Origin of the sequence: Collimonas fungivorans Ter331 (assembly GCF_000221045.1) — a bacterium.
GTDB classification, from domain to species: domain Bacteria; phylum Pseudomonadota; class Gammaproteobacteria; order Burkholderiales; family Burkholderiaceae_D; genus Collimonas; species Collimonas fungivorans_A.
The window spans coordinates 119100-140140 of the sequence record NC_015856.1; the positions used below are offsets into that span (position 1 = coordinate 119100).

At 61.0% G+C, this 21041-nt stretch carries 22 protein-coding genes and 1 pseudogene; 12 read left to right on the forward strand and 11 right to left on the reverse strand.

Annotated elements, in window-relative coordinates:
• Positions 1-67: 67 nt before the first annotated feature.
• Positions 68-475 (reverse strand): VOC family protein, encoded by a 408-nt coding sequence (locus CFU_RS23575; protein ID WP_014004075.1) that lies wholly within the window; start codon positions 473-475, stop codon positions 68-70.
• Positions 476-523: 48 nt separating this feature from the next.
• Positions 524-1000, reverse strand: a complete 477-nt coding sequence (locus CFU_RS00430) for a MaoC family dehydratase (protein WP_041741009.1) — start codon at positions 998-1000, stop codon at positions 524-526.
• A gap of 317 nt (positions 1001-1317) precedes the next feature.
• On the opposite strand from CFU_RS00430, the gene CFU_RS00435 reads away from it, so the two are divergent.
• Positions 1318-1908: a BPSL1445 family SYLF domain-containing lipoprotein gene (locus CFU_RS00435; RefSeq protein WP_041741010.1), complete on the forward strand. Its 591-nt coding sequence runs from the start codon at positions 1318-1320 to the stop codon at positions 1906-1908.
• A 69-nt stretch (positions 1909-1977) separates the two neighbouring features.
• On the opposite strand, the gene CFU_RS00440 is transcribed toward CFU_RS00435, so the two are convergent.
• Positions 1978-3183, reverse strand: coding sequence for an AI-2E family transporter (locus tag CFU_RS00440; RefSeq protein ID WP_014004078.1), 1206 nt, complete (start codon positions 3181-3183; stop codon positions 1978-1980).
• A 314-nt stretch (positions 3184-3497) separates the two neighbouring features.
• On the opposite strand from CFU_RS00440, the gene CFU_RS00445 reads away from it, so the two are divergent.
• Together CFU_RS00445 and CFU_RS00450 are read left to right on the forward strand one after the other, a co-directional pair.
• Entirely contained in the window at positions 3498-3860 is a 363-nt protein-coding gene (locus CFU_RS00445) for a DOPA 4,5-dioxygenase family protein (RefSeq protein ID WP_014004079.1), read from the forward strand.
• Entirely contained in the window at positions 3857-4567 is a 711-nt protein-coding gene (locus CFU_RS00450; protein WP_014004080.1) for a right-handed parallel beta-helix repeat-containing protein, read from the forward strand. The genes CFU_RS00445 and CFU_RS00450 overlap by 4 nt, the downstream gene beginning before the upstream one ends.
• 6 nt (positions 4568-4573) lie before the next feature.
• Here CFU_RS00450 and CFU_RS00455 read toward each other — a convergent pair whose 3' ends face one another.
• Positions 4574-5554 (reverse strand): aldo/keto reductase, encoded by a 981-nt coding sequence (locus CFU_RS00455; RefSeq protein WP_014004081.1) that lies wholly within the window; start codon positions 5552-5554, stop codon positions 4574-4576.
• 250 nt (positions 5555-5804) lie between these two features.
• Between CFU_RS00455 and cysS the strand changes: the two genes are divergently transcribed.
• Entirely contained in the window at positions 5805-7184 is a 1380-nt protein-coding gene (cysS, locus tag CFU_RS00465) for a cysteine--tRNA ligase (RefSeq protein ID WP_041741012.1), read from the forward strand.
• A 48-nt stretch (positions 7185-7232) separates the two neighbouring features.
• Here cysS and CFU_RS00470 read toward each other — a convergent pair whose 3' ends face one another.
• On the reverse strand, positions 7233-8732 hold the full coding sequence (locus CFU_RS00470) for a CoA-acylating methylmalonate-semialdehyde dehydrogenase (protein WP_014004083.1): 1500 nt from the start codon (positions 8730-8732) through the stop codon (positions 7233-7235).
• Positions 8733-8744: 12 nt separating this feature from the next.
• Positions 8745-10073: an aspartate aminotransferase family protein gene (locus CFU_RS00475; RefSeq protein WP_014004084.1), complete on the reverse strand. Its 1329-nt coding sequence runs from the start codon at positions 10071-10073 to the stop codon at positions 8745-8747.
• 165 nt (positions 10074-10238) lie between these two features.
• Between CFU_RS00475 and CFU_RS00480 the strand changes: the two genes are divergently transcribed.
• Positions 10239-11669, forward strand: a complete 1431-nt coding sequence (locus tag CFU_RS00480; protein WP_050808430.1) for a PLP-dependent aminotransferase family protein — start codon at positions 10239-10241, stop codon at positions 11667-11669.
• Between the two features lie 27 nt (positions 11670-11696).
• On the opposite strand, the gene CFU_RS00485 is transcribed toward CFU_RS00480, so the two are convergent.
• A complete protein-coding gene (locus CFU_RS00485; protein ID WP_014004085.1) occupies positions 11697-11909 on the reverse strand; it encodes a tautomerase family protein in 213 nt (70 codons plus the stop codon).
• A gap of 61 nt (positions 11910-11970) precedes the next feature.
• Positions 11971-12183, reverse strand: coding sequence for an SDR family oxidoreductase (locus tag CFU_RS00490; RefSeq protein WP_014004086.1), 213 nt, complete (start codon positions 12181-12183; stop codon positions 11971-11973).
• A gap of 32 nt (positions 12184-12215) precedes the next feature.
• Here CFU_RS00490 and CFU_RS25055 point away from each other — a divergent pair.
• Positions 12216-12323: pseudogene (locus tag CFU_RS25055) on the forward strand (LysR family transcriptional regulator); the annotation flags it as partial.
• Between the two features lie 125 nt (positions 12324-12448).
• On the opposite strand, the gene CFU_RS00495 reads toward CFU_RS25055, so the two are convergent.
• Positions 12449-12856, reverse strand: a complete 408-nt coding sequence (locus tag CFU_RS00495) for a DUF4148 domain-containing protein (protein ID WP_014004087.1) — start codon at positions 12854-12856, stop codon at positions 12449-12451.
• Between the two features lie 581 nt (positions 12857-13437).
• Here CFU_RS00495 and CFU_RS00500 point away from each other — a divergent pair.
• Entirely contained in the window at positions 13438-14052 is a 615-nt protein-coding gene (locus CFU_RS00500; protein WP_014004088.1) for a TetR/AcrR family transcriptional regulator, read from the forward strand.
• A 109-nt stretch (positions 14053-14161) separates the two neighbouring features.
• Here CFU_RS00500 and CFU_RS00505 read toward each other — a convergent pair whose 3' ends face one another.
• On the reverse strand, positions 14162-15091 hold the full coding sequence (locus tag CFU_RS00505) for a LysR family transcriptional regulator (RefSeq protein WP_014004089.1): 930 nt from the start codon (positions 15089-15091) through the stop codon (positions 14162-14164).
• A 98-nt stretch (positions 15092-15189) separates the two neighbouring features.
• Here CFU_RS00505 and CFU_RS00510 point away from each other — a divergent pair, with 98 nt between their 5' ends.
• Both CFU_RS00510 and CFU_RS00515 read left to right on the forward strand, forming a co-directional pair.
• A complete protein-coding gene (locus tag CFU_RS00510; protein WP_041741013.1) occupies positions 15190-16155 on the forward strand; it encodes an SDR family NAD(P)-dependent oxidoreductase in 966 nt (321 codons plus the stop codon).
• A gap of 167 nt (positions 16156-16322) precedes the next feature.
• Positions 16323-16826 (forward strand): hypothetical protein, encoded by a 504-nt coding sequence (locus CFU_RS00515; protein WP_238531372.1) that lies wholly within the window; start codon positions 16323-16325, stop codon positions 16824-16826.
• 90 nt (positions 16827-16916) lie between these two features.
• On the opposite strand, the gene CFU_RS00520 is transcribed toward CFU_RS00515, so the two are convergent.
• Positions 16917-17540 carry a TetR/AcrR family transcriptional regulator gene (locus tag CFU_RS00520; RefSeq protein ID WP_014004092.1) on the reverse strand — a complete coding sequence of 208 codons (624 nt, stop codon included), beginning with the start codon at positions 17538-17540 and terminating at the stop codon, positions 16917-16919.
• A gap of 145 nt (positions 17541-17685) precedes the next feature.
• Here CFU_RS00520 and CFU_RS00525 point away from each other — a divergent pair, with 145 nt between their 5' ends.
• From CFU_RS00525 to CFU_RS00535, 3 genes are all read left to right on the forward strand, one after another.
• Positions 17686-18345, forward strand: a complete 660-nt coding sequence (locus tag CFU_RS00525) for an epimerase (RefSeq protein ID WP_041741014.1) — start codon at positions 17686-17688, stop codon at positions 18343-18345.
• A 237-nt stretch (positions 18346-18582) separates the two neighbouring features.
• Positions 18583-18867: an HU family DNA-binding protein gene (locus tag CFU_RS00530; RefSeq protein ID WP_014004094.1), complete on the forward strand. Its 285-nt coding sequence runs from the start codon at positions 18583-18585 to the stop codon at positions 18865-18867.
• Between the two features lie 274 nt (positions 18868-19141).
• Complete coding sequence (locus tag CFU_RS00535) at positions 19142-21010, forward strand: DUF885 domain-containing protein (protein WP_014004095.1); 1869 nt, start codon at positions 19142-19144, stop codon at positions 21008-21010.
• Positions 21011-21041: the final 31 nt, after the last annotated feature.

Genomic DNA, 21041 nt, shown 5'->3' on the forward strand with positions numbered 1-21041 from the left:
GTCTATTCCAACAGTAAGCGCGTGCAAGAAAATATTCCATCCAAATGAATAATCGTCGTTTGATCCATCAATCATACGGCGGCCCCTTGAGCTCAACCACATTCCCCTCCGGATCCGTGACATAAATCGACGGCCCTTCCCCTTCCGCCCCGTTTCTTGACTCAAGCTCGCCAGCCGCTACGCCATGCGCAACAAGATGCGCGCGAATCGTCGCTTCGTCGAAGGGTTCAACCCGAAAGCAGAAATGATCGAGGTTGCGCCCTTCCTTCCCCGGCGCCGCGCCGCCCACACTGCCAAGCTTGCCATCGACCGGCACCAGGTCGAGCATGGCGCTGCCGGCGCGCAGCTGGACCAGGCCGATATTGTCCAGGCGACGGTCAACAGTGCAGCCGAGCGCGTCGCAGTAAAAGCGCAGCATCTGTTCAAGATCGGTCACGCGCAATACGATGTGGTCGATTTCACGGATATGTATCATCTCGGCGCTCGTTCAAAAATTTTATTGTAGATCCGCAGGCCATTCATTTCACGCAGCCGCCGGTTTGCGGAACACCACCAGCTTCGACACGAACAGCTGCAGCACTTCGCCGCGCTGGTTGCGGGTTTCGCTGCGCAGTTTGACCATGCCGCGGTCCGGCCGTGAACGCGATGGCGTGATTTCCATGATTTCGCTTTCCACGCGCAGGATGTCGCCGGCGCGGGTTGCTTGCGGCCAACTGATTTCGCCGCCGGCGCCGATGATGCCGTCCTGCAGCGGCATGCCGCTGGTGACCAGCAGGCGCATGGTGATGGCCGCGGTATGCCAGCCGCTGGCCGCCAGGCCGCCGAACAGGGTGCCTTTGGCGGCGGCGTCGCTCAAGTGGAAAGGCTGGGGATCGAACTGGCGGGCGAACTCCAGGATCTGCTGTTCGTCCAGCGTGTGTTCGGCGCTGCTGAAGCGGTCGCCGGTTTTCAGGTCGTCCAGGTAGAGCCCGGGCTGCGGCTTGGCGCTGTGTTCGTTCATTGCAGATTCCTCGCTATGGTCAGAGCTTCCTGCTCTCGGCAACCCGGGCAGGCAATAGCTGTTTGAATGTGTGCTACCGTACAGATGCAATCTTACATCCCGCCTAGAGTGAAACCATGATTGCGGATAATGATGCGCCGCAGCTTGGATGCCGCGATGTCGCCTTCGTTGCGGCCGATTCAGTCAGGGATACCGTCAGGAGCTGGGAGGTCATGGAAGCTCAGTCAAAAAATGCCGCTTTATACACGTCCTTTGCAATGCGATATATAATTTACAACGTTGTCTAATTGTTATCCTTATTCTTGATGGAGAAAAAAATGCAAAATAAATTCTCATTCCCTTCCAAGGGCCTGGCAGCTGTCGCCGTCGCCATGGCCAGCCTGACGTTTGCCGGCTGCACCACCACCATGCCGGGCAAGGACGCCAGTTCTTCAACCAGCCGCAACGACGTCAATGCCGGAGTGGACGCCACTTTGTCCAAACTGTATCAGACCGCGCCTGCTTCGCGTGACCTGGTAGCGCGCGCCAAGGGCGTATTGGTGTTCCCGGAAGTGCTGCAAGCCAGCTTTGTGATCGGCGGCGAATACGGTAAGGGCGCATTGCGCGTCGGCGGCCGCAACGTGGGCTATTACAGCACCACAGCCGGTTCCATCGGCTTCCAGGCCGGTGCGCAATCGAAAGCCATCGTACTGTTGTTCATGACACAGGATTCGCTTGATAAATTCCGCAACAGCAACGGCTGGACTGTCGGCGCTGATGCCACCGTCGCGCTGGCCAACATTGGCGCCAACGGCAACATCGACACCAACACCGCGCAACAGCCGATCATCGGTTTCGTGACCACCAACGGCGGCCTGATCGCCGGCGTGTCGCTGCAAGGCGCCAAGATCTCCAAGATCTCGCTTTAATTCCCGCCTGAAACCTGGCTTGATGCGGCGTCCTCGGATGCCGCATTTTTTTGCCTGCAGAAAAGAAGGCTAGTCGCCCAGCAGCTCGGCGACCGCATGCATGCGGTCCACGTGCTTGGCGATGACCTTGACGATGACGATGATCGGAATGCCCAGCAGCATTCCCCATACTCCCCACAGCCAGCCCCAGAACAGCAGCCCGATGAAGACCGCGGCCGCATTCATCTTCGCGATCCGGCCTATCATCCAGGTCGTCACGAATGTGCCGACCAGGGTTGCGATGACCAGCGTCGAGGCCGACACCAGCAGCATCATCGAGAACGATTCGAACTGCATGAAGGCGGTCAGGCCAGTAGCGACGGCGATCAGGATCGGACCGAAGTACGGAATGATGTGCAGAAAACCGCTGGCGACGGCCCAGGCGCCGGCGTTCTCAAGTCCGATCAGGCGAAACACCGCCCACATCAGGACCGCCAGCAAGGCGTTCGTCACCAGCAGCATGAACATGTAGCTCTGGATCGAGGTATTGATGTCGAACAGAATGCTGACGGCTATTTTCTTGTTGGTGAGCGACGGCCCGGTCAGTTTTACCAGCTTGCGTTTGAAGGTGTCGCCTGACAGCAGCAGGAAAAACACCAGGAAGATCACCATCACCGCCTGGCCAAGGAACAGCATCGCGCCCATCGAGCCGGTCCACAGCCATTCGCTCAGTTGAAATGACGGCGGCGCCGGACTGGCTTGCCGTTTCGGATCCGGCCGCACGCCGGCAGCCTGGCCGGCGGCGGTCTGGATTTCGTTGGCCGCCGCCTGCATTTTCTGGATCGTGCTGGCCTGGCCTTGCGTCCTGGCTTGTATGCTGGCCATGGAGCGCGCCAGTTGATGGGACGCGGCCGGCAGGCGCTCGATGATGGACTGGAACTCGCCGCGCAAGGAATAGGCAACCTGGCCCAGGCCAAATAGCAAGGCCGCCATCACGATGCAGGTGCCGACCAGGCGCGGGATGCGGAGGCGTTCCAGCCACGCCACCAGGGGGTTCAAAGTGTAGGCGATGAAAATGCCGAAAACCAGCGGGATCAGGAAGCTCTGTGCCCACTGCAGCGCAAACACCAGGGCCAGGACAGTCAGTATGCGCAAGCACAGGTTGCGAACATTGGTGGGTCCGGCGACGGTAAACGGCGCCAGCGGTCCGGTCATCGGCGCAGCCTCGGCCTTGCTTGTTTCAGGTACTTCGCTTGCGCTTGTGTCCGCCGCTGCGATTGGTGGTTCCATGGTCATTTTCTGGTGCGCTCTTCAAGGCAAGCCGATACGAGCAGGTTACCTGCCCGGATTCATGTTTTAGGTACGTCACCGTACAAAGCCGGCATTATTTTCTTCCGGGATGATTGTGCGCCAAATCCGGCTCCATGAACGTTTTCGCAGGTATTCATTGCAGGAGTGGTGGACAAAAAGACAAGCACGGTTTTGCGCTTTGCGGGGGATTTCCCTGGCTGCAGAAAAAGAGGTATTCTTGATTTTTGGCAAGATAAGAACACAGGAATACAGACAGAAATCCGTTCTGCCATCCCCACTACATCTCTGGAGTTTCCCGCATGACCGAACCGTCCGCGCCGAGCATCACCGGCTACCATGCCCACGTCTACTTCGATGCCAGCACCCTGGCGCAGGCGCAAGCCTTGTGCGAAGAGGCGGCGCAGCGGTTTGCGCTAAGCATGGGCCGGGTCCACCAGCGCCCGGTCGGTCCGCATCCGGACTGGAGCTGCCAGCTGGCTTTCGACGCGCCGCTGTTTGACCAAGTGATTCCCTGGCTGGCCCTGCATCGCGCCGGCCTGGTGGTGTTCATCCATCCGCTGACCGGCGATGACCTGCGCGACCATGCGATCTGGATGGGAGCGGTGCGGCCGTTGAAACTGTCGATATTTTCCGGGGAGCCGGAGGCGGCGGTTGAGCAATGAGGCCGGCTCTTACCAAAACTAGCCTGCAGCAATGCGCGGCGGCGGCGCTGCTTGCCATTCTGCTGGTCCCAGGCATGAGTGCGGCGGCCGGCCGGGCCACCATGATCGCTGCCGACCGCGCCGACAAGCCGGGTTTCCTGGTCGTCATCGAAGAAGCCGGATATTACCGGCTGTCAGGCAACCTGAAAGTACCCGACGCCAATACCACGGCGATCGAGATCAACGCCGACAACGTCACGCTCGACCTCAACGGCCATGCCATCCAGGGGCCGGTGCGCTGCCAGCAGCTGCCCGCGCCATGCTGGCCGGGCGGCAGCGGCAATGGCGTCCATGCGGTCAACCGCAGCGGCATTGTGGTGAAGAACGGCATCGTCCAGGGCATGGGGAATTACGGCGTTTACCTGGAAACCAATGCGGCCAGCCTGGAGCGGGTAGTGATGGCCAGGAACGGCCGCGGCGGCGCGGTAATGTTTGGCGGCGCCATCAGCAACAGCGTGGCTGAAGCCAATGGCGGCGACGGCATCTTCGGCGTCGATCTCAAGGTGCGCAACAGCATGATGCGCGGCAACCAGATGCTGGGACTGGCGGCCTACGGCCATTCCACCTTCAGCAACAACCAGTTCAAGGGCAATAACAACAACGCCGCGCAAACCAACCTGAAGCCGGCCGCTGCCGATCGCAATGTCTGCAATGGCGCACCCTGTTAGCGGAAACTAGCGGTCGACCCAGGCCATGCGTTCCTTGCTGTAGCGTTCCCCGGCCACCTGCTTCAGGGCATTTTCCAGCAATGCGGTTTCGCCGGCATCCAGAGTGACCTCGACCGCGCCGGCATTCTGGTCCAGATAAGCGCGGCGCTTGGTGCCGGGAATCGGCACGATGTCGTCGCCTTGCTGCAGCACCCACGCCAGCGCAACCTGGCTGCTGCTGACACCCTTTGCCGCAGCAATCTCGCCGACCACTTTTGCGGCGCGCATGTTGGCGTCGAAATTGTCGCCCTGCAGGCGCGGATCGCGATGGCGGAAATCGGAGTCAGGATAACTTTCCGCGCGCTGCGCCGTGCCGCTCAGGAAGCCGCGGCCAAGCGGGCTGAACGGCACCAGCCCGATCCCCAGTTCGCGCAGGAGCGGCAGGATGTCGGCTTCCAGGTTGCGCTCCCACAGCGAATATTCGCTTTGCAGCGCGCTGATCGGATGCACTGCATGGGCCTTGCGGATATTGGCGACGCCAGCCTCGGACAAACCCAGGTAGCGCACCTTGCCTTCGTGCACCAGCTCGGCCATGACGCCCACCACCTCTTCAATCGGCACCGCGGGATCGACCCGGTGCTGGTACAGCAAGTCGATGTAATCGGTGCCGAGGCGGCGCAGCGAGCCTTCCACCGCGCGCCGTATGTGGCTGAGCTCGCTGGTGATGCCAGTGGTAATGCCATTCTCTATCTTGAAGCCGAATTTGGTGGCGAACACTACGTCATGCCTGCGGCCCTTGAAAACCCGCCCCAGCAGCGCTTCGTTTTCGTAGGGGCCGTATTGTTCGGCAGTGTCGAAGAAATTGATGCCCAGGGCCAGCGCCCGTTCCAGGGTGGCGATGGACTCGGTTTCATCGGCCGCGCCGTATGCGGTGCTCATGCCCATGCAACCGAGGCCTATCGCCGATACTGTCAGCCCGCTTGAACCCAGTTTCCGCTGCTTCATCATGGTTTGCTCCGGATAGTGATAAATGATGCTTCCGGCCAGGGTCAGTGCCCAGGCTTGACCGGGAAAAGCGCTACAAGTTAGTATAAGCGATGCTCACGTTTTTCCTCTTCTTCTCCCGCCCCCGCGTCTGCGCACGTTGTTGTCGCTGCACGACGCTAATGCAGCGCGCCTGATTTTTCCAGCCCGCTGGCCTGTGCACGGCCAGGTTGTTTTTCTCTGGCATCCCTAATTGGTTTTTAAAAAGAATTGCATGGAACTCCATCTATACGATAGTTGGGAGCGCCGCGTCAGGCGTTTTGAAAGCATTGTCCCGGGACGCGCAGGCCTGTATTGCTGCGGACCGACGGTCTACGATTACGCCCACATCGGCAACCTGCGTACCTATGTTTTCGAGGATTTGCTGCGCCGTACGCTCAGCTTTAATCATTACCAGGTGCAGCACGTGGTCAATATCACCGACGTCGGCCACCTGGTTTCGGATGCAGACGACGGCGAAGACAAGATGGAAAAAGGCAGCCGGCGCAGCGGCAAGAGCGCCTGGGAAATAGCAGCGTTTTATAGTGCCGCCTTCATGGCCGATTTCCGAGCCCTCAACCTGCTGGAGCCGGAGACCTGGTGCCGCGCCACCGAATACCTTCCCCAGCAGATTGCCTTTATCCGGACGCTGGAAGAAAAAGGATATGTCTATCGCACCGAGGATGGCATCTACTTCGACACCAGCCGCCAAAGCGACTACGGCTACCTGGCTCGGCTGGACCGCGACGCACTGCAGGCAGGCGTGCGCGTGGCCGTCGGAGAAAAACGTAGCCCGACCGACTTCGCTCTGTGGAAATTCAGCCCTGCCGATTCCAGGCGCCAGATGGAGTGGGACAGTCCCTGGGGGCGAGGTTTTCCGGGCTGGCATATCGAATGCTCGGCGATGTCGGCGGCGCATCTCGGCAGTTGGTTCGATATCCATTGCGGCGGCGAAGATCATATCGCGGTCCATCACAGCAATGAGATAGCGCAGACCCAGGCGTGCCACGGCACGCGTCTGGCGAACTTCTGGATGCATGGCTATTTCCTGCAGACCGGCAGCGAAAAAATGTCCAAGTCGGGCGGCGACTTTCTGCGCCTCCAGTCGCTGGTCGAGCGCGACATCGATCCGCTGGCGTATCGCTACCTATGCCTGACGGCGCATTACCGCAGTCAGCTGGAATTCAGCTGGGACGGGCTGCAGGCGGCGGCGACTGCCTTGCAGCGCTTGCGAGAAGCGTACCATCGTTGGCCCGACGGGACGCAGCCTGACCAGGTTTTCCTGGATCGCTTTCGCGATGCTATCAACAGCGACCTTAACTCTTCGCGTGCATTGACTATCGTATGGGAGCTGGTGCGCAGCGAGGCCGATGTCGTCATGCGCAAAGCCACATTGCGCGTGATGGACCAGGTATTGGGGCTCGACCTGGACAACTGGCGCCCGGCCAGCCATGAGATTCCTGCGGCGGTAAAGGCGCTGGCCGGCCAGCGCCAGGCCGCGCGCGAAGCGCAGCAGTGGCAGGAAGCCGATCGCCTGCGGCGGGAAATCAAGGCGCAGGGATTTCTGGTGGAAGATGGCGTTTCCGACTGGGTGCTTAAGCCGGATAACAATTGAACCGGATCGCCGGCTGCTGGCCGCGGCTGGCGATCCGGGAAATCAGCTTCATTTGGCCACAGGCATGGTGAACTCGGCGCCCTTGGCGATGCTGTCCGGCCAGCGCTGCATGATGCTCTTGTAGCGCGTATAGAAGCGGATGCCTTCTTCGCCGTAAGCATGGTGGTCGCCGAACAGCGAACGCTTCCAGCCGCCGAAGGAATGCCAGGCCATGGGCACCGGGATCGGCACGTTGATGCCGACCATGCCGACCTGGATTTGCCGTGAAAATGCACGCGCCACGCCGCCGTCGCTGGTAAACAGGGAAACGCCGTTGCCGAATTCGTGAGCATTGACCAGTTCCACCGCGCTGGCCAGGTCCGGCACGCGCACCACAGACAGCACCGGGCCGAAAATTTCTTCCTTGTAGATGGTCATTTCCGGAGTGACGTGATCGAACAGGGTGCCGCCGACAAAAAAGCCGTTTTCATGGCCGGCCACGCTGATGCCGCGGCCATCGACCAGCAGTTTTGCGCCCTCTTCAACGCCTTTGGCGACGTAAGCCTCGACCTTGGCCTTGTGCACGCCGGTGACCAGCGGCCCCATCTCGGAATCGGCCTGGTCGCCGTTACCGATCTTCAGGGCGGCGGCGCGCTGCGCCAGCTGCTGCACCAGGCGGTCGGCGACGTCGCCCACCGCGACCGCCACCGAAATCGCCATGCAGCGTTCGCCGGCCGAGCCATAGGCAGCGCCGATCAGCGCATCGACCGCCTGTTCGAGATCGGCGTCCGGCATCACCACCAGATGGTTCTTGGCGCCGCCCAGCGCCTGCACGCGTTTGCCGCGGCGCGCGCCTTCGGTATAGATGTATTCCGCAATCGGGGTCGAACCGACAAACGACAGCGCCTGCACATCGGGATGGGCCAGCAAGGCGTCGACTGCTGTCTTGTCGCCTTGCACCACGTTGAAAACACCGTCCGGCAAGCCGGCTTGCTTGAGCAGGTCGGCGATCAGCAGGCTGGCCGAAGGATCGCGCTCGGAGGGTTTCAGGATGAAGCAATTGCCGCAGGCGATCGCCACCGGGAACATCCACATCGGCACCATCACCGGGAAATTGAACGGCGTGATGCCGGCTACAACACCCAGCGGCTGGCGCAGGTTCCAGTTGTCGATGCCGCCGCCGATATTGTCGGTATGGCTGGTCTTGAGCAGGTGCGGGATGCCGCAGGCGAACTCCACCACTTCGATGCCGCGCACCACTTCGCCCTTGGCGTCGGAAAACACCTTGCCGTGTTCGCGCGTGATCAGCGCCGCCAGCTGGTCGTGGTGCTGCTCCAGCAGCTCTTTGAACTTGAACATGATGCGGGCGCGGCGCAGCGGCGAGGTTTCGGCCCAGGCCGGGAATGCCGCGCAGGCGCTGGCGACGACCTTATCCACTTCCTGTGTGGACGCCAGCGCGACCTGCGCGACGACAGCGCCGGTGGCTGGATTGAAAACGTCGGAATAGCGCTCGGAGCGGCCGGTCGCCTGCGTGCCGGAAATAAAGTGATTGATTTGAGGAATATTCATAGTGAGTCCTGGTTATTTGATTTCGTTGAGTACTTCGCGCACCGTGCCGAACATGCGCTCGATTTCTTCCGGCTGCACGATCAGCGGCGGCGAGAAAGCCAGGATGTCGCCGGTATAGCGCACCATCACACCCTTCTCATAACACTTGCGGAATACTTCATAAGCGCGTGCGCCCGGGGCCTGCGGCCGCGGTTCCAGCTCGATGCCGGCCACCAGGCCGAGGTTGCGGATATCCTTGACGTGCGGCGCGCCGGCCACGCTGTGGGCGGCTTTCTCGAACAGCGGCGACAATTCGCGCGCCCGTTCGAACAGCCCTTCGCTCTGGTACAGGTCGATGGCGGCGATGGCGGCGGCGGCGGCCACCGGATGGGCGGAATAGGTATAACCGTGCATCAGCTCGATGGCGCCGGCAGCGGCAGATTGCAGCACCGTATCGTGGATCTCGCGTTTGGCGGCTACCGCGCCCATTGGAATCGCGGCGTTGTTGATGCCCTTGGCGAGCGTGATCAGGTCCGGCGTGACGCCGAAATAGGCGCTGGCGGTAGGCGCGCCGAGGCGGCCGAAACCGGTGATCACTTCATCGAAAATCAGCAGGATGCCATGCTTGCTGCACAGTTCGCGCAAGCGTTCCAGGTAACCCACCGGCGGAATCAGCACCCCGGTCGAGCCGGCCAGCGGCTCGACGATGACGGCGGCGATGGTGGAAGCGTCGTGCAACGTCACCAGCCTTTCCAGTTCGTCCGCCAGGTGTGCGCCCCAGGCCGGCTGGCCGCGGCTGAAGCCGGCCTCGGCGATATTCAGGGTGTGCTGCAGGTGATCGACGCCCGGCATCAGGTTGCCCGAGAAAGCCTTGCGGTTGTTGAGGATGCCGCCGACCGAGATGCCGCCGAAACCGACGCCGTGATAACCGCGTTCGCGGCCGATGAATCGTGTGCGCTGGCCTTCGCCGCGCGCGCGGTGGTAAGCCAGGGCAATCTTGAGTGCGCTGTCGACCGCTTCCGAACCGGAATTGGTGAAGAAAATCCGGTCCACCCCGGCCGGCATCAGTCCAGCTACTTTTTTTGCTGCCTCGAACGCCAGCGGATGGCCCATCTGGAACGACGGCGCGTAATCCATGCTGCCGATCTGGCGCGTCACGGCCGCGATGATCTCGTCGCGGCAATGGCCGGCGTTGACGCACCACAGGCCGGCGGTGGCGTCCAGCACCTGGCGGCCGTCGTCGGTCTGGTAATACATGCCCTTGGCCGAGACGAACATGCGCGGCGCTTCCTTGAATTGGCGGTTGGCGGTGAATGGCATCCAGAATGCCGACAGGTCCTGATCCGAGTGTGGTGTGTTCATGTGGGTTTGATGGGATTAATTGGATTGGTTGACGAGGGTTGGCGAAGTTTGGCCATGGCGTCGATTATTGCAGTTACAATCCAGATTGTTAGATACACTTTGTACAAATCGTGGAAAGTGTACTGTTGCCGACAGCAATCTGTACTGAATACACTTGAAGATGCCATGACTAATACCCAGGTTTCGCGCTTTCCCCAGCTGTTGCAGCCGCAATCGGCGCTGAGCCTGGTGGAACAAGTGGTGGCCGGCCTCGGCCGCATGATCGAAAACGGCAAGCTGCGGCCAGGCGAACGGCTGCCGTCGATCCGCCAGTTCGCGCTGCAGCAGGGCGTCAGCAATTCGACCATCGTCGAAGCCTATGAGCGGCTGGTGGCCAACGGCATGCTGATTGTCCGGCGCGGCTCGGGGTTTTTCATCGCCAAGCGCGAGCAGCCCGAGAGCAGCGGCATGCCTTCAATCTTGCCGAATCCGGTGATCGACTCGGCCTGGCTGTTTTCCGAAGTGTTTGCCGACGAGCGGGTGCCGATCAAGGCCGGCTGCGGCTGGCTGCCGAGCAGCATGCTGGACGGCGCAGGTCTGCATGCAGCGGAGCGGCGCATTATCCGCTCGCCCGGCGCCCAGCAGGTGGGTTACGGCCATCCCTTCGGTTACGGCCCGCTGCGGCAAACCATCGCCAAATCGTTCGCCAACTGGTCGCTCGACATCAGCCCCGACCAGATAGTCACCACCCACGGCGTCACCCAGGCGCTGGACCTGATCATGCGCACCCTGGTGAAACCGGGCGATACCGTGTTCATCGAAGAACCGGGTTATTGCAACCTGATCGCCATGCTGCGGCTGGCCAATATCGATGTGATCGGCGTGCCGCGCACCGTCAGCGGGGTCGACCTGGAGCGCTTGGAGGAACTGGCGCAGATCCACCGGCCGAAGATATTTTTCACCAACCCGGTGCTGCAGAATCCGACCGGCACCACCTACACTCCGGCCTGCGCGATGCGGGTGCTGCAGGCGGCCGAACGGCACGGTTTCTGGGTGGTGGAAGACGACCTGTACCGCGAGCTGGCGCAAGCCACCGATCCGATGCTGGCGGCGCTGGATGGATTGCGGCGCGTGATTTATGTCAGCGGCTTTTCCAAAACCATCGCGCCATCGCTGCGGCTCGGCTTCATCGCCTGCCAGGCTGACCTGGCCAAGGAATTTGCGCGCACCAAGATGGTCTTGACCCTGACCAATTCCGAAATCACCGAACGGCTGGTGTACAACGCGCTGACCGAAGGCCATCACCGGCGCCATGTCGAGCGCCTGGCCAGCACCCTGCTCACCGCGCAGGCGCAGGTGAGCGCCAGGCTGGAGGAGGTCGGCTTATTGCCGTTCGGTCCTCCGCGCGGCGGCATGTTTTATTGGGCCAGGATGCCGCAGGCGGCGCTGAGCGCCAAGGAAATCGGCGACCGCGCCCTGCAACAGGGCATCTGGCTGGCGCCGGGAGAATTCTTTTACGTATCGCAGCCGGAACACGCCTGGTTCCGCTTCAACGTGGCTTTTTCGGACTTGCCCAAACTGTCCGATTTCTTCCGCAATCTGGTGGCCGGCAGCTAGCCGGCCACATCTTCGAAGGCCGAGGCTTCAGCGCGCCGCCGCTTCGCGCTTGCGGATAACGGTGACGCTTTCGCCGCCCGCGCCCCAGTTGTCGGTATCGACTTCATCGATGACGACGAAGGTGGTGGCCGGTTTCTTGTTGAGCACGCGCTCCAGTAACTCGGTGACGCCGGCAATCAGTTGCTGTTTCTGTTCTGCGGTGACTCCTTCGCGGGTGACGCGGATATTGACGTATGGCATGCGGGAACTCCTGCATAAATGGTTAGAGGACGGGCATCGGCCCGATTTTTTGCGCTCGTGTTTACCAGGTGCCGGCGGTGGCGCCGCCGTCCACCGGCAATGCTACGCCGGAAATGAAACCGGCATCGGTCAGGTACAGCACGGCGTCGACAACGTCCTTGGTGCTGCCGGTGCGGCCCGACGGCGACAGCGTGTTGAAGAAGGTCCGCGAATTTTCATAGTCGCTGTGCAGCGGGGTCTGGATGATGCCGGGCGCAACCGTGTTGACTTGCACGTTGGAGGCGGCCAGCTCGTGCCGAGTTTTTTGGCGGCAGCACGCGGCCCTTCATCCTGCTGTATCCGCACGCTCGCCACCTGTCGCTGCGGGCGCGTACTTTCGTCGATTTCATGGTCAAGCACCTGAGCCGAATTTGAGCTCAGTTTGAAGTCCCGGCGCAAAAGCCGGCGGTAATAAAAAACCCGCGCACTCCTCATGAGGCGCGGGTTTTGTCATTTGCAGCGGTTCCCGCATGCTGGCGGGAGCTGCTGTCTGCAGGCGATTAGTTGCCTGTGTTTGTTTCAAGCGGATAGTTGGCGAAATTGATCTGGCCGGAGTTGCGTGCGTCAGCCAGTTCTGCGCGTACTTCGGCACGGCTCTTGCCTGGAGCGTTGGAGACGGTGAACACCGGATATTGCGAACCGGCGAAATCGAGTTCTCCGGCAGCGCGGGCTTTTGCCAGTTCTGCCTGCACTTCAGCGCGGGTCTTGGTTGGGGCCGAGCTTTGGGCGTTGGATGACAGGAACACCGGATATTGCGAACCGGCGAAATCGAGTTGGCCGGCAGCACGGGCCTGGGCCAGTTCAGCCTGGACTTGGGCGCGGGTGAGCGGGGTGACGTTGTCGGAAGCGAATGAAGGAGCTGAAACAATTGCAGCCAGTGCCAATGCGGCGATCAGTTGGGTTTTCATGATGGTTCTTTCTTTTTAAGTTAATGACAAAGTGCCAAATGCAGCGGTCACACAAGCGCATGAACTGACGGATAGGCATTGCTGCTGCACCGTCCTGGCTGTCGGCAGGGATTTGATTTGCATCTATCACTAGATAGATAAATCAGGAAAATAAAAAGCGTCTTTCTTGTTTGACGCCTTCCACTCCACTAATCCACCGCTGGCAGTCCGGGCACGTTGTTCGATCCAGTTGTTGCCAAATAAAAACTAAACCTGGGTCGCTTGCCGCTTATAACAACGTGTCTGCAACTGCTGTGACTCAACTATAGTTATCTACTGCTAGGTAGTCAAATAGAATTTTCTTATAACATCCATAGGCTAATAAAAAGCCGACGCAGGCCGTAAACGGCTTGATTATCTACCTTTCAGTAGATAATATATAGGCATAGCGTCTTTTTGATTTTACATTCCACGCCCGTGCCGTCAGAATATTGCCGGCCGGGGCATAAAAGACGTAGCATGGCAGCAGCAAGCGTGGCTGCCTGAAATTCAGTCACCCATGCCGGTGTCGTGCATCGCTATCTCTTTATAGGTAAAAAATCATGAAGGCCGTTTCCCCCGTACGCGAACAATTACTGGAGCACACGCTGGTCCTGCTGGGCACGCGCGGCTACAACGGCTTCAGTTACCGCGACCTGGCCGAGCTGGTCGGCGTCAAGACTTCCAGCATCCACTATTATTTCCCGACCAAGGAAGACCTGGCGCTAGCGGCGGTGCAAGCCTATGCGGCAAATATCGGCGAAATCATGCGCGACATGGATGTGAACGGGCCGCTCAAGGAACAGGTCGAGAAATACCTGGCGCTGTGGCGCAAGAATCTCGGCACCGGCCGCGTCTGCCTATGCGGCATGCTGGCCGCCGAAGCCACCAGCCTGCCGCAAAACGTATTGGCCGCCTTGCAGGCTTTCTACAGCATGCACGAGGCCTGGATTACGCAGCGGCTAGAGCGCGCGGTTGCCGACAAGGGCGTGCAATTGCCCGCCCCGCCATCGGTCTATGCCATGACCATTCTCGGCGCCTTGCAAAGCGGGCTGATTTCCGCGCGCCTGTTCGGCAAACCCTGCCGGCTCGACGCGGCATCGGCCATGTTGCGCTCTGCCGTGACGCCGGAAAACGGCAAACAACAGGCGGCGCCCGCCGACGCTGTCTTATCCTGATTCCAGGACGCCGCTCATGCAGATAGCCATGAGCGGCAACAAGCCGTGCTTGCCCCCGCCACGGAAAAACTGTCCAGCGTCTAAGCATCGATAAATAATCGCATCACGCTTAATCGGTCCATGGCGCGGTTCTGGCCGGCTGGTCGTTGTCGGTTATGTAGCGGGAAACGCCACTGGCCAAGGCATCGAAGGTGATCCGGCAGCGCTCGCTGGAACGCAGGTCTTCATGCATCACGATCCAGGTTTCGAGTTCGTCCTTGAGCGCCGCCGGCAGCACCGGCGACAAATCGGGATTGTTTTTTACCAGTCCCGTCTGGCACATGCCGATGCCGTAACCGGCGCGGATCGCCGCCAGCTGCACCAGCTGGTTGTCGGCGCTCAGCGAAAACGTGTCGCGCGACAGCGGCAGGCCGCGCTTTTGCATGGCGCGGATGTAATTGGTTTCCTGGTCGAAGCCGATCAGCGTGTGCTGCTTCAGTTCGGCGATGCTGGCCGGCATGCCGTGCAATTCCAGGTAGCGGCGGTGCGCAAACAGGCCGAGCGGAATGGCGCCGATCCGGCGCGCGATCAGGGCCGCCTGGCTGGGCTGCACCATCCGCACGGCGATATCGGCATCGCGTTGCAGCAGGTCCTGGGTGCGGTTCGAGGCCACCAGTTCAATCTTGATGGCCGGATGGGTTTCGCGCAGCGCGGTCAGGATCGGCGGCAAGACCTCGACGCAAACCACTTCCGACGCCGTGATGCGCACCGTGCCGCCGCCGTTGGCGCTGGCGTCGGTCGAGGCGCGGCGCAGGGCATTGGCGGTGGCGCGCAGGTTTTCGGCGAACGGCCGCAAGGTGAGCGCGGTGTCGGTCGCGGCCAGCCCGGTTTGCGAGCGGGTGAACAGTTTTACTCCCAGCGCCAGCTCCAATGTTTCGATCTGGCGGCCCATGGTGGGCTGAGTCAATCCCAGGCTGCGGGCGCCGCCGGACAGCGAGCCTTCTTCCAGCACGGCCAGGAACGCCCGGTACAGGTCCCAGCCTGGTTCTTGGATAGTCATACAAATATGTATAGTCGATATGTGAAGATAGCCAATTTTAAACCAATAGCTACACTGTTACGCTGGACTCCTACAACATTTTTCAAGGAGTGCACATCATGAAACAGCAGATCGCATTGGTGCTCGGCGCCACCGGCGGCATCGGCAACGCCATGGCAAAAAAACTGATGCAGCGCGGCTGGCAAGTGCGGGCGCTGCACCGGCGTGCAGACCAGATGGCCGCCAGCGACCACGACAGCGGCATCGTTTGGCGTCAAGGCGACGCTATGCAGGAGCAGGATGTGATCGCCGCCGCTGACGGCGTGTCGATCATCGTCCATGCGGTCAACCCGCCGGCCTATCGCAACTGGGCGCAGCTGGTAGTGCCGATGATAGACAACAGCATCGCCGCGGCGCGCGCATCCGGCGCCCGCATCATCCTGCCCGGCACCGTCTACAACTACGGCGCCGACGCTTTTCCAGACCTGCGCGAAGTTTCGCCGCAAAATCCGAGCACTCGCAAGGGAGCGATCCGGGTGCAGCTGGAGCAGCGGCTGCGCCAGGCCGCGCAGAGCGGCGTGCGCTCGCTGGTGGTGCGCGCCGGCGACTTCTTCGGGCCGCACATGGCCAATTCCTGGTTTTCGCAAGGCCTGGTCAAGCCGGGGCAGCCAGTGGCGACGGTGAGTTACCCCGGGCAGCGCGGCATCGGCCATCAGTGGGCTTACCTGCCGGACGTGGCCGAGACCATGATGCAACTGATCGAGCACGAACCGGCGCTGGCTGCTTTCGATACCTTCCACATGAACGGCCACTGGGACGCCGACGGCACCGAAATGGTGGCCGCCATCGGGCGCGTCACCGGCCAGCCGGGCCTGAAGGCAAAAAGCTTCCCCTGGTGGCTGCTGCCGCTGGCGGCGCCGTTCGTCCCGGTTTTCCGCGAGCTGCGCGAGATGAGCTACCTGTGGCGCCAGCCCTTGCGCCTGGACAACCGGCGTCTGCTGCAGCTGCTCGGCAGCGAGCCGCACACCCGGCTGGACGAGGCGCTGAAGGCGACGCTGGGAGGCATGCGCTGCCTGAAACAGTGATCTGGGGACAACAATATATTTTGCTGCGATCCATTCCTAGCAAATCGTGTCGGGGGATAATGCGTACTGCAATCGATTCATAAACGGCTGCTATTGCAATATGCAGCCATCATTATTGGAAGTAACGCATTTTGAACACGACAAGAACCAAACGCTGGACCGGCAAGATGGACTCCCTGACAACGGCATACCTGAAAGATGTCATGGGCAAGATGGAGGTATACGGCGACCGCGTACAATTCGGACTGGCCAGCCCGGGGCCGCGCCCGTATTACCAGCTCACCAACAGCGCCGAAAAGAAAATGGCCTTCGACAGCAACAACCACCTGCTGCACCCGAAGGAAGATGAATTCACCGGCGCCAACGCCACGCCGGTATTCACGCTGGAACAAATCAAGGCAGCCATCGCCGCCGGCGGTTTCCGCTCCAGCAGCGCCACCCGAAGTTCTGCCGGCGGCCGCGTCGTCAGCCGCAGCAGCAGCCCGCGCGGCGGCACTATCGCAATGAAAGCCAAGGACCTGATCGATGCCGCCCGCTATGAATATTTCCGCAGCAACCGCCAGGCGCTGCCGGACGGGATCGGCGAACATACCGCCGAAATCACCGAGCTGATGCTCAAGGGCAGTTCCGCCGAAGATGCATTCGGCGAGGTAGTGAAACGGCATTTCTGATTGCCGTGCTGCGGCCCGGCTGCCGGGCCGCAGTATTCTATGAATGGCATGGCCCGGCCGTTTTGCCGAGCGCGGATTTGTCGGGCTGCGTTACCGAGCCGGGCCGCCTGCCGCGTAATTAGCCAGGAACATATCCACCGCCGAATCGACCACCTGCTGCTGCAGCGCCGCCGCCAGCGGCGGCTGGCCCAGCGTGACCTGCGGCCAGAATGCGAAAGTTTTCAGCAGGCCTTGCAGCTGGTGCGCCGCGAACGCCGGATCGCCCGGCTTCAGCCGGCCGTCGGCCTGCGCCGCGCTGATCCAGGTGTTGATGCCTTCTTCGCGCTCGCCCAGCCTGGCGACCATGTCCTGGGTCCGCTCCGGTGAATGGATGGTGGCCGCAATCGCCACCCGCGCCAGGTCGAGGAAATTGCTGTCGCTGAGCATGCGCATCTTCGACTGCATCAGCTCGAGCAGCTGCGGACGCAGCGGCTTATCATGGCGATAGATGAGGGCACGCTGTTCGGCGCTGCTTTCCCACAACTGCATCAGGATTTCGGCGAACAGCTCTTCTTTGCCGGGGAAATGGTTGTACACCGTGCGCTTCGACACCTGCGCCCGCGCGGCGATCTTGTCCATGCTGGTGGTTTCAAAGCCGTTGGCGCGGAATTCGGCAATCGCTGCCTCGAGGATGGCCTCGCGCTTGCGGTCTGTGAGGCGTTGGGCTGTGGTCATGATCTGCTTCTGGATGACGGATAGCTGGATTTTACACCAGGTAGTTTACTTTTCTTGAGCAAAAAACTACACTGTGCAGTGTAATTATACAATGCTAACGAGTCGCCGGGCTGCCGGCGGCAGCACAACAAGATCGGAACCTGCAATGAAAGTAATCTTATTTGGCGCCAGCGGCATGGTCGGACAAGGCGTGTTGCGCGAGTGCCTGCTCGATGACGGCGTCGAATCCGTGCTGGCCGTCGGCCGCAGCGCCGGCGCCGGTGCATCCGGAAAACTGCAGGAGCTGGTCATCCCCGACCTGGCCCATATCGGCGACCATGGCGCGGCATTGCAAGGCTACGACGCCTGCTTCTTCTGCCTCGGCGTGTCGTCGGCCGGCATGTCCGAAGCGCGCTACACCGAACTGACTTACGACCTGACGCTGGCCATCGCAAAGACGCTGGCGGCGCGCAATCCCGGCATGACCCTGACTTACGTCTCCGGCGCCGGCACCGATTCCAGCGAGCACGGCAGCAGCATGTGGGCGCGGGTCAAGGGCCGCACCGAAAACGCCTTGCTGCGCCTGCCGATCAAGGCCGCCTTCATGTTCCGTCCCGGCGTGATCCAGCCGCTGCATGGCGTGCGTTCCAAGACCAGGTCCTACCAGCTGTTCTATACGCTGGCGGCGCCGCTGCTGCCGTTGGCCAGGCGGCTGTTCCCGAAACACATCACCACCACCGAACAGATGGGGCGGGCGATGATCAAACTGGCGCGGCAAGGCGGTCCCAAGCAAGTGCTAGAGGCCGCGGACATCAACGCCATGTAGGGTGGGCGCCTGTGCCCACGCGGGAGTACGGGCCGTGCACCCCCCTGCATTTCCCCATCAAAGCCCGCTTTTTTTTGTCGCAAAAGCGGATTTTTGTGCTACAGATACAAAGCCCGCAAACGAAATTTTAAAAGCAATTTGTCTCAATCCCGCGTTTGCGGTAGTCTACATCGCCGATTCCAAGCAAATACGGTGCTAGAATTTGCAACTCACCACTTTTTTTGAGGATTTAACGAAATGAACAAAACCGAATTGATCGACGCCATTGCCACTGATTGCGAAATCTCGAAGGCCGCTGCACAGCGCGCTTTGGAATCCGTAGTAGACAACGTGATCAAGGCCGTGACTAAAGGTAGTACAGTTCAGTTGATTGGATTTGGTTCGTTCTCTTCCGGCAAACGCGCTGCACGCACCGGTCGTAACCCACGTACCGGCGAAGCAATCAAGATTGCCGCAGCCAAGACCGTCAAGTTCACAGCTGGTAAAGCATTCAAAGATGCAGTGAACAAGAAGAAGAAATGATGTAATAAAAAAGCCCCTTGGAGAGATTCAGGGGGCTTTTTTTTCGCCCGCGCCGATTCTTTCTAACGGCGATCGCTTCGCACGACACAAGAAACGCATTCATTCCACGCGATGAACGCAAGCCGCTAGCGCAGCACAAAGCCGTCCTCGCCTCATCACCTTCGTCAATCGCATTGGCGACTTCCCGCAGCAGAAATTTCATTGACACCGTTCCGCCACTCGCGATATGGTCGGCAACGCATAAATTCTTTTCTCCCAGCAATAAAAGGATTCCATGAACGACACCTCCCCTACTTTTTCCCGCCGTGAACTGCTGCTGAGCGCACTGTCCGCCGCCGCTGTTGCCGCACTGCCTCGCATCGCAAGTGCACAGACCAAGGAAGCACTGCCGGCCGATGCACAATTTTCCACCCTGCTGGCCGATTTTGCGGAAGAGATCCTGCGCCTGTCGCCGACTTCAGCGACTGCGCTGGGACTCGATTCCGGCGCCCGCTCAGGACTCAAATCGCGTCTGCAGGATGGTTCTCCCGCCGGCGATGCGGCCTGGGCCAGCCAGGTCAAATCGATGCTGGCGCGCCTGGCTCCGCTGGAGCGCAACAAGCTCAGCCCGGATGCGCAAGTCCGCTACGATAGCGTGCAATATGCGGCAAGCGCAGGAGTGGATGGGCTGCGCTTTTCCTACGGCGGCGCGGCCAGCGGTTTTTATGGCGGCACGTCACCGTTCCCGGTTACCCAGCAGGACGGGGCGCTGACCGCGGTACCCGAATTTCTCGATTCGCAGCACAAGATCGCCAACGCAGCCGACGCCGAAGCCTATCTGGAGCGCGTGACAGCAATGGCGCGCCTGCTCGACCAGGAAACGGCGCGCATCGCCGAGCAGGCGGCCAAGGGCATCATGCCGCCCGATTTCATCGCGCATACCGCGCTGGGCCAGCTACGCAACTATCGCAAGACGCCGGCGGCGGCGCAGAAGCTGGTCACTTCGATCGCCGGACGCACCCGGAAACTCGGCATAGAAGGCGACTGGGAAGCGCGCGCGACCAAGCTGGTGAACACGCTGGTGTATCCGGCCCTGGAACGGCAGATCGACACCTTTGCCAAAGCCACCGCCAAGGCCACCGATGTCGCCGGCGTGCAGCGCCTGCCCGATGGCGCGGCGTATTACGAATGGGCGCTCAAGCTGGGTACCACCACCACCCATGGCGCCAGTGAAATCCATGCGATCGGGCTGGAGCAGAACAAGATGCTGCAGGCGCGCATCGACGCCATCCTCAAGGCGCAGGGGATCACGCAAGGCACGGTCGGCGAACGCATACTGGCGCTGTCGAAAGATCCTGCGCGCTTTTATGCCGACGATGACCAGGGACGCGCGCAGCTGATTGCCTATTGCAACGAGCGCGTGGCTGCGATCCGCAAGCTGATGCCGAAAATTTCGCACCTCGACCTGCAGGCGCCGCTGGTGATCAAGCGCGTGCCGTCAGATATCGAAGCCGGCGCGGCGCTGGGTTACATGAACTTCGCGGCGCTGGACGGATCGCGGCCGGCGATTTATTACATCAACCTGAAATCGACCAAGCTCTGGCCGAAATCCGAAATCGCCACGCTGACCGCGCACGAGGGTATTCCCGGCCACACCTGGCAGGGCGCCTACCTGGCCGAGCACCATGCGCAGATACCGCTGATTACGTCGCTGATGGGCTTCAACGCTTTTGTCGAAGGCTGGGCGCTGTATGCCGAGCAGCTGGTCGACGAATTCGGGCTGTATGCAACCGATCCGTTCAGCCAGGTCGGCTACCTGCAGGCGCAGCAGTTCCGCGCCTGCCGCTTGGTGGTCGATACCGGCCTGCATTCGATGCAATGGACGCGGCAGCAGGCGATCCAGTTCCTGATCGAAAACACCGGGCGCGGCCAGGCCGCCATGACCAGCGAGATCGACCGCTATTGCGTAATGCCGGGGCAAGCTTGCGGCTACAAGATGGGACACAACGAAATCCTGCGCCAGCGCGAACGCGCAAAAACCGCGCTGGGCGGCAAGTTCGACCTGGCCGCTTTCAATGACGCGCTGGTGAAATGCGGCGGCGTGCCGCTGACGGTGCTGCCGACCGTGATTGACCGCTACATCGCCGCCAAACGCACGGTATAGCACGGTATAAAGGATGCGGCGCGGCCGTTGT

Bases quoted from the DNA above. Each gene is read 5' to 3' on its own strand.
- CFU_RS00430 (WP_041741009.1), bottom strand. From the start codon at position 1,000: ATGAACGAACACAGCGCCAAGCCGCAGCCCGGGCTCTACCTGGACGAC.
- CFU_RS00480 (WP_050808430.1), top strand. From the start codon at position 10,239: ATGACTAATACCCAGGTTTCGCGCTTTCCCCAGCTGTTGCAGCCGCAA.
- CFU_RS00535 (WP_014004095.1), top strand. From the start codon at position 19,142: ATGAACGACACCTCCCCTACTTTTTCCCGCCGTGAACTGCTGCTGAGC.
- cysS (WP_041741012.1), top strand. From the start codon at position 5,805: ATGGAACTCCATCTATACGATAGTTGGGAGCGCCGCGTCAGGCGTTTT.
- CFU_RS00440 (WP_014004078.1), bottom strand. From the start codon at position 3,183: ATGACCATGGAACCACCAATCGCAGCGGCGGACACAAGCGCAAGCGAA.
- CFU_RS00435 (WP_041741010.1), top strand. From the start codon at position 1,318: ATGCAAAATAAATTCTCATTCCCTTCCAAGGGCCTGGCAGCTGTCGCC.
- CFU_RS00450 (WP_014004080.1), top strand. From the start codon at position 3,857: ATGAGGCCGGCTCTTACCAAAACTAGCCTGCAGCAATGCGCGGCGGCG.
- CFU_RS00470 (WP_014004083.1), bottom strand. From the start codon at position 8,732: ATGAATATTCCTCAAATCAATCACTTTATTTCCGGCACGCAGGCGACC.
- CFU_RS00485 (WP_014004085.1), bottom strand. From the start codon at position 11,909: ATGCCATACGTCAATATCCGCGTCACCCGCGAAGGAGTCACCGCAGAA.
- CFU_RS00475 (WP_014004084.1), bottom strand. From the start codon at position 10,073: ATGAACACACCACACTCGGATCAGGACCTGTCGGCATTCTGGATGCCA.
- CFU_RS00505 (WP_014004089.1), bottom strand. From the start codon at position 15,091: ATGACTATCCAAGAACCAGGCTGGGACCTGTACCGGGCGTTCCTGGCC.
- CFU_RS23575 (WP_014004075.1), bottom strand. From the start codon at position 475: ATGATACATATCCGTGAAATCGACCACATCGTATTGCGCGTGACCGAT.
- CFU_RS00515 (WP_238531372.1), top strand. From the start codon at position 16,323: ATGGACTCCCTGACAACGGCATACCTGAAAGATGTCATGGGCAAGATG.
- CFU_RS00445 (WP_014004079.1), top strand. From the start codon at position 3,498: ATGACCGAACCGTCCGCGCCGAGCATCACCGGCTACCATGCCCACGTC.
- CFU_RS00510 (WP_041741013.1), top strand. From the start codon at position 15,190: ATGAAACAGCAGATCGCATTGGTGCTCGGCGCCACCGGCGGCATCGGC.
- CFU_RS00525 (WP_041741014.1), top strand. From the start codon at position 17,686: ATGAAAGTAATCTTATTTGGCGCCAGCGGCATGGTCGGACAAGGCGTG.
- CFU_RS00495 (WP_014004087.1), bottom strand. From the start codon at position 12,856: ATGAAAACCCAACTGATCGCCGCATTGGCACTGGCTGCAATTGTTTCA.
- CFU_RS00530 (WP_014004094.1), top strand. From the start codon at position 18,583: ATGAACAAAACCGAATTGATCGACGCCATTGCCACTGATTGCGAAATC.
- CFU_RS00500 (WP_014004088.1), top strand. From the start codon at position 13,438: ATGAAGGCCGTTTCCCCCGTACGCGAACAATTACTGGAGCACACGCTG.
- CFU_RS00455 (WP_014004081.1), bottom strand. From the start codon at position 5,554: ATGATGAAGCAGCGGAAACTGGGTTCAAGCGGGCTGACAGTATCGGCG.
- CFU_RS00520 (WP_014004092.1), bottom strand. From the start codon at position 17,540: ATGACCACAGCCCAACGCCTCACAGACCGCAAGCGCGAGGCCATCCTC.